Annotated in this window: 1 pseudogene; it reads left to right on the top strand. The window is 61.2% G+C overall.

From position 1 onward, the window contains the following. Positions 1–125: 125 nt before the first annotated feature. Positions 126–1,168, top strand: a pseudogene (locus AC1DU6_RS32120) (ATP-binding protein); the annotation flags it as partial.

The following is a 1,168-nucleotide window of genomic DNA, read 5'->3' as shown; positions in this document are numbered from 1 at the left end:
AACATACCGAGCTCTGCACTCTGCTTGGAAAACCCCTTCCGCCGGTGGTCCCGTCAAAGCACGCGATCCTCCAGCCTCTTCAGGCTCATGCGACTACGGTTGGAGTGCTTCTGGCCAGATCTTCCATGCCCGGTGGCGCCGGGCTTGCTGGAGCCGTTCAGGACGCGGCGCGGACAGCCATGGGGTACGTGCTCCGTATCAATCCCAGAGGAGGTAGTGATTTCTACCTGACGCAGCAAACGGTCACCGCCGCGCCAGTACTAGCCAGGGCGTTACTGAAAGTCGCGGCATCTGCGGGCGAGGTCGAGTACCGCGCCGTTACTCGTGAGATCGATGATGCGGTCGCGACATCAACGTCGACGGGAACTCGATATCTCAAACGCGAGCTAGCGATTGCGGCATACAAGAGCGACGGCAAAGGGGACGCCGCGGCGCGTCGGCTCGAAGAGCTGGTGACGGGAGTTCAGGAGAGTACGCCGAGTGAGCAGATAGACGGGCTGGCTGATCTGGCGATCGCCTTTGCGTCCATCGGCGATCTCCAGCGAGCGCGAGAGTTGCTGGGTACTGTCCCTGCGCACTGTCTTGGAAATGCGCTCGCTGCGCGTAAGGACCCTCTCTACACGATCTGGCGCGACATTCTTGTGCTTGCCAACGAGGCGGATCCGGCTTTGAGACCTCAGCGGGTTGCGCAACTGATGCGGCAGGTGGAGGGCATGAAGGAGACGGAAGGTGCCTCCTCCGCTAACCGGCTGACGATGTGCTTGATCGATGAGGCCATGCGTGTAAACGCGCGCACTGGATATGTTGTCTCTCAGACCTTGTCGGACTGGGGCTTGGTAGCGTGGCCCAACCGAGTAGACCTGGTGATGACAGGAATGCTGGCGCGGCGCCCTGAGATGTGGAGGTCTTGCGCTGTGACATGGTGCGGATTGGCGCTTCCGTTCTACATGGAGCCGCACTACCGGGACCCATACCACGTCGGCAACTTCATTGATGCAGCTTTCGAAGCCGCGGGAGAAACAGGCGCTGCGGACCTGTCCGACATGCTCCTGCTCGCCATCGAGGTCGATGCCCGGGCCCACGAGAGGTGTGATCTCCTGAAACGACTTCAAGCCGCAGCCAAGCGGCATGGGCATTCAACAAGTGAGATCGACAGCGCCGTGCGCCG

The organism is Roseateles sp. P5_B10 (genome assembly GCF_056400485.1).
Note: the sequence above shows the minus strand (reverse complement) of the source record. Positions and strands in the feature narration are given on the sequence as shown.